Below are 5,984 nucleotides of genomic sequence, written 5' to 3'. Positions count from 1 at the left end.
TACTCTTGTTCCCATAAAAAAACACCTCCTAATTGAATTTTAGGTATCTAAACCCGAATTCAATCGAAGATGCTTTTTTTATTTGTCTATACTTTGGGGGTCAGTCCCATAATCTTGACCATCTTTTTTATTAATCAAATTCAGGTCTTTTAATTCCGATAATGGTTCAGAAATTTCTAAATTACATGCTTTGCAAATTAGTTTCAACTTATCGTTGCCTCCTTTTATATGAATATGTGTTTCAGTCAATGCTGCTAGTCTGTTCTTCTTCAAGTAAACCGCTGCGTTAGTTCAATAACTTGGACCGTTCGAAGCGGCTTTTTACAATCAGGTAGTAATTAAAAAACAAAACGATACCAGAATTCAATAGACTTGATAATTGTAACTGTGCATATGAAGAATCATAGTAATCAGCATCTGTGTGAATTGTAAACATTGAAATATTCCATACAAAAAGTAAACTGAATAAACTAGCTATGATGTTTTTCCCTTTGTTACTTTTTAAGGAACTTGATGCAAATAAAAAGAAAATCGTTGATATGCCAAACATAATTTGAACAACGAGACTTTCTGAAATTGTATATGAAACAGGTATATCAGATGTTATTAGAAGTCGATGAAAGGTAGCAAATCCTGCACATAAAACTCCTAAGATTAGATATACCATTACTACCAAATTTCTTTTTATCATTTACCTTCCCTCTATAAAGTTAAGTTATAACCCCTATATATTACCATAATAAGAACTTAGGCTTCTGAAACTAAACTGCCCCGTTAGTTCAAAAAGAAAAAGCTACTCTAAAGGCAGCCTTATTCTGCTAAAGCACCCGTTAGTTTAAGTACACTTATTCACAATATCTTTGAATTCAAATTCAACATCTTGGCAGCTGCTTCTTCGTTTATTAGACGAACATCTACCTCTTTTCAATGTCCCATTTACAGTCAAATGTTAGTCTGGTATATCTTCCCTCAAAACGTCTAGCAGATGTGACATTCCCATTTTCTAACCACCTTTTATTGGACAAACGGAGCAGGTTTGTTAAATAAGAGACTGTTAAAATAAAGAACTCCAACAAAAAAACGTTAATCCTTCTTGGATCAACGCAGCTGTTAGCTTAAGAAGAAATACTAAATTGAAGAGCTATCTATACCCCAAACTTTAAAAGTCTCATTTATAGATGTAGTAAACAAAGTCACTTCTAACCCCAAATAATCATCCTCACCCGATGGCAAATGTTCTGTAAGTCTAGTCTTAATCATAATCTGGAATCCCATTGGATTTACGTGTTTAATAAACGAAACAGATTCAATATAATAATTACCTGTTAATTTACTCCGTACAGGAAATGAATTTAAATCTTCACCGTCATCAAAACACAAATTATCATCATTGATATAAGCAAGTACTTCTTTATGAACAATTGACAACATTTCAGTCCATCTTTTAGCTAAGTGTTGATATTGATCTAAGCAAATACCATCATAAAAAGCTATCTTGGGATTTGTACCATTTTCTATTAATTTTAAATTCATATATAACATCCTCTACTACTGTTTTACCCTGAAACTAGCGTCAATTATACTAAGTTCTTCAAGGGTACTTAAAAATCCTTCTTCCACTAACCTGCCCCGTTAGTTTAAGTACATATCTTCACAATCTTTATAGTCACATTAACATAAATATCCAATTCGAATCATCTTACTTCTAACAAAATTATACAGTTGAGATTTTTTAATCAAATTTTTTACAAAACTATAATGCCCAAAAAGAAATTTTGGAACATTTTATAGATTGCTCTCTTCTTTTATTGTAAATTTGAGGTCTCGTTAGAAAAATGCGGATTTATAACGTTAAGGAATCCACTGTATATGCAAGATTTTATTCAAAATATAATCCAGCGCAATTTCTTTTAAACAGCATTGAAAGCTTTGTTGTATCTAAGTTCAAACGATAGTGCAGTATATGAATGAAATACAGAAAAACACTTAATACATTGGTATGACAACGTTTTAAGTGTTTTATTTCGTCCCAAAACTTTTAATTGGAAACGTTATATTAATTTTTCTTGAATTTTTATGTAGAATTTCACTTCATTCATTCTTTCAGTTCCTCAAAACGTGCATCAATATGTTCTACAATAAGTCTATGTACAATATACGATGCTAAATAGTATTTTTTTTAAATGTATTTTTCAATAAGTCAGAAAAACCTGAAAATAAAACAATTATTGAAAGCGTAATTTGTTGCTCTATATCTAAATTGTTTAAATATAAATAAAAGATAATGCATGTAACTAATACTATCACCAACATTTTATACCGTTTATTCTTATTATCTTCATCTAGCAAATTTAATATTATTGGAAAAATAAATAAATAGAAGTTCGTTGGATACCAAATGAAAACTAAATAAGAAAAATTTAATACAAAACGAAAATGTAAATTAGATTTAGAATTTAACTTCACAACTGACGGCTCCTTTTATTTCTCTTTGTATAAAACATACTAATCCACAATCATTTTTTATATCCTTTAATGGTCCCCAAACCGTCGGTTGGGGATCGTTATAAATCCTTGTTGCACTAAAGCCCCCGTTAGTTTAAGTACATTTCTTCACATTCTTTTCTTTAAGGCTCTGTTAAATAATATTGTTGATTTTTAATTGGACTTCAGTATTTAGAAGTCCTTTGTACTCAATAAATTACATTCCTAAAACGGAAATGAACTTAGCTGAAACACTTTTTTCATTTATCCACAATTGAAATTCGGTAATCATCGAGATAAGCTGCTTAAAGTTTGTATCATAGTTTTCCAAAAATTCTTCCTCGGAGTTGACGAACTGAAACCCTAAAACATCCTTCAGTGAATGTGGATTAGGATTATCAGATAGATATTGTTTCATTTTTTCTAATTCCCGAATAATTAACTTCCAAGTTTCTATATCTATTTCATTGAAAGCATAATAATCGAATTTCTTATAGCACTTTTCGAAGGCAGGCATAATATAGCCAAAGTTTTCTTCTGTAAAGAAAATTGAAGATGTATTCCAACATTCGCCTTTATACTTATCAGGAAGAACCTCTATATAACAAGAGCCTTCCAAGGTACTGGCATCATAAATTATTTCAATCATTTTATCACCCCTTTAAACAGTAAATCTCAATAATCTGAGCTTTTTATAAGTTGCATCTGTTGAGAATAGGCAACTATCAATTACCATTTTGCTTACCGAAGCAATAACCCCTAATATTATCCACATAACTATACCTCCATATATTTTTATTTATGTCGTGTAATAATACTAATGTGCATCATCTCAATTTTACAGTAAATGCTCATTCCTTTTGTAATTTCTTATTGAACAAACCTGCTTCGTTAGTTCAATAAGAGAAAGCTACCCTAAAGACAGCCTGGTTCTGCTAAAGCCCCCGTTAGTTGAATAAGGTACTTACTGTATAACTTTAATTATCATACTTTCAGCTATTCATTCAATATAGGGGTCAGTGTATCATCAAATAATACTCAAGTTGTTCGGGTTCAGTTTTAACTATTTTTTTCTATTGTGATGATCATTTTACCTTGTTCTAAAAAATAATTTCCATTGGCCTTCTCACTTTTCAACTCTCCAGAAGTGACGCCTTCAGCAAAGATTCCTTCTTCTTCAAAGAACATACTATCAAATAGTTTATTATCTGAACTTTCAAAAAAGCTGTATCCTATAAAAGTTGATGTTGATTTATGGATATCTTCTTTATTATATTCCGAATAAAAAATCGTATAGTTTGAATGCAAGATTCCATTAAATTCACCTTCGATTGAATATTCAGCTGTTGCTTGAGCAATGGAATGAACGGGTTCCGTTTCTGTCCAATTTAAAAGATTTAAGTCACTTTTCAGTACCATAGTTATTTCATCTTCTTTCGTTAAAATTTGTGGAGTTAGTAACAACCCTTAAACATAAAATACCATCACTAACCTGACAACTAATTGTCAAGTTAGGTATAATAAATTCGAGTCATTTTTTCTATATGAGTCATTATTTTATTTTTAAAACCCCTTGGCGAAAGGACTTCAACCTGGGATCCAAAACTAAGAATTAACTTTACAACCCACTCTTCATCAGGATAAGAAATTCTAACTAATAAATGGTCAACGCCACTTTTATCAATGCTTGTTTCGGGGAACGAATCAAACACCTCTTGAGAACTGATTAGTGGAAATCGCAAAACTAAATCGATTTTAACTATTTCTGATTCTAATGATTTCATCCAATTTGAAAATACCTGATAACCATCTAAGTATTCGAAGGTTTCGGTAAATACCGCATTACCAACTTTCAGTTCATGTATTCGGGATAAACGATAAAATTTTGGTTTCGCCTCATTTTCTGGCCAACCGAACAGGTACCAACTCAAATGATAGAAGAATACTTGAATTGGTTTTACTTTTTTAATTTCAAGCTGTTCTTTTTTTGCATAAGAAAAAGTAAGACACTTTTTATCTTTAATCGCTTGTCGAATATCGGTTACCTTAACTCCGTCCTTGTTATTTAAAAAAGAAAAATCAATTGAATTTTCTGTTTTGGACTCATTAAGTAAGGTTATTTTTGCAAGGATATTCTGTAATGCCTTGTCAGTATGTAAAGTCATCGTACTCGTTAGTGCTTCCTTGATTAGACGTAAATCCTCTTCTGTAAAGTAACTATGAGGAAAATAATAACCTTCGATTAGGCGATATCCTCCGAGATTTCCTTGTTCGGCATAGATTGGAAATCCAGCAAGTGATAGAGTATCCATATCTCGATAAACTGTTCGGGTTGAGACAGCCAAATGTTTGGCAACTTCCTCAGCTGTTACTTTTTGTTTGTTCAATAAAATAAATATAATTTTTAATAAGCGCTCTATTTTCATAAGTATCCCCTATTTTTCTTTTATCAAGTGCTCGATACAAGATTGATTTCGATAATTTTGTTATGGAATAAATTTCCTTACTGTCATATCGCCCTCAAGTAACAATTTACATATATTAACTTATTCAATACCATTCCCTAAAACCTTTCTTCTTCAACTAAACTGCCTCGTTAGTTCAATAAGAAAAAAGAGCAGCTGCTGCAATAGAAGCACTATCAGCTGGAAAAAAATTATTAGCTGCAGAACATCTAATTAAAGCTGGTGTTAAAGGTGGTATCCATGGGATAGTATTGACTTTATGAAATATACAAATTATATGCATTGGTGCTTAATAGTTAAAAAAGTCGTCATAATGACGACTTTTTTTTTGATATTTTTTTTAGTAACAAAATGATAAGTGGTATAGTGAATATCAATATAAACGATTCAATCCAAGTCATTTCAGCTTCAGCTTCGTATTTCCATAACATCACACCTAAATAGACAAAAGTAAAGATAAATAAGTATATTAAAATATATTTTATTAATGATTTAAATTTATTACTTTGAAAAGTCAAAACCCCACCCCTTTCCCAATATTATAATAAATATGGTTTTATATTACAAGTAAGCGTATAGTGGGTAAAAATCATTAAGGTTGTTGGCGATTCTTTTCAAGAATTTTGTGTTAGTTTAATTAGGCCCCCCTAATTTGAACACCTCGTCTATTTCATATCGTTTAAAAGCATTTTGCATCTCTTTTATTTCTTTCATTTTACTATCTTATTGAATTAATCTGCCCCGTTAGTTTAAGTATAAACATTCACAAACTTATTTTTTAACAAAATTACCCAGTGTAGACGGAATTAATTTAATCAGTTGTTCAGTTGTAAGGTAGTTACCACCAGACCATTTTCTATAAATTGCGTAAAACAAAATCAATTCTTATCGTTCTCTATCGTATTCTCGGAAAATATAAAAAGCTCATAAACCCTATAATATGATATGCTCCCCAATAGGTAGACAGATTAAAAAATAAAATCTGTTTATTAAATGGGGAGTTTTCTCATGCCTAAAAAATCATTTTCACCAGAT

5 protein-coding genes are annotated in these 5,984 nt (G+C 30.7%); all 5 read right to left on the bottom strand.

The genetic code is table 11. The annotated features are described in order from the left end of the window. Window positions 1-78: 78 nt before the first annotated feature. Window positions 79-207, bottom strand: coding sequence for a hypothetical protein (locus ACQKIH_RS22180; RefSeq protein WP_427768991.1), 129 nt, complete (start codon window positions 205-207; stop codon window positions 79-81). Between the two features lie 921 nt (window positions 208-1,128). Beyond that, window positions 1,129-1,533 (bottom strand): hypothetical protein, encoded by a 405-nt coding sequence (locus ACQKIH_RS22175; protein ID WP_427768990.1) that lies wholly within the window; start codon window positions 1,531-1,533, stop codon window positions 1,129-1,131. A 1,168-nt stretch (window positions 1,534-2,701) separates the two neighbouring features. Then, window positions 2,702-3,133 carry a hypothetical protein gene (locus tag ACQKIH_RS22170; protein ID WP_057990232.1) on the bottom strand — a complete coding sequence of 144 codons (432 nt, stop codon included), beginning with the start codon at window positions 3,131-3,133 and terminating at the stop codon, window positions 2,702-2,704. A 410-nt stretch (window positions 3,134-3,543) separates the two neighbouring features. Next, window positions 3,544-3,903 (bottom strand): hypothetical protein, encoded by a 360-nt coding sequence (locus ACQKIH_RS22165; protein WP_427768987.1) that lies wholly within the window; start codon window positions 3,901-3,903, stop codon window positions 3,544-3,546. A 92-nt stretch (window positions 3,904-3,995) separates the two neighbouring features. After that, entirely contained in the window at window positions 3,996-4,910 is a 915-nt protein-coding gene (locus ACQKIH_RS22160) for a helix-turn-helix transcriptional regulator (RefSeq protein WP_427768985.1), read from the bottom strand. Window positions 4,911-5,984 lie beyond the last annotated feature (1,074 nt).

This window comes from Solibacillus cecembensis, assembly GCF_050272495.1.
Lineage (GTDB): Bacteria > Bacillota > Bacilli > Bacillales_A > Planococcaceae > Solibacillus > Solibacillus cecembensis.
This window is presented reverse-complemented; position numbering and strand designations above follow the sequence as displayed.

What these genes read in the sequence shown, in the direction of transcription:
- ACQKIH_RS22165 (WP_427768987.1), bottom strand. Translation starts at nt 3,903, where the DNA reads ATGGTACTGAAAAGTGACTTAAATCTTTTAAATTGGACAGAAACGGAA.
- ACQKIH_RS22170 (WP_057990232.1), bottom strand. Translation starts at nt 3,133, where the DNA reads ATGATTGAAATAATTTATGATGCCAGTACCTTGGAAGGCTCTTGTTAT.
- ACQKIH_RS22160 (WP_427768985.1), bottom strand. Translation starts at nt 4,910, where the DNA reads ATGAAAATAGAGCGCTTATTAAAAATTATATTTATTTTATTGAACAAA.
- ACQKIH_RS22175 (WP_427768990.1), bottom strand. Translation starts at nt 1,533, where the DNA reads ATGAATTTAAAATTAATAGAAAATGGTACAAATCCCAAGATAGCTTTT.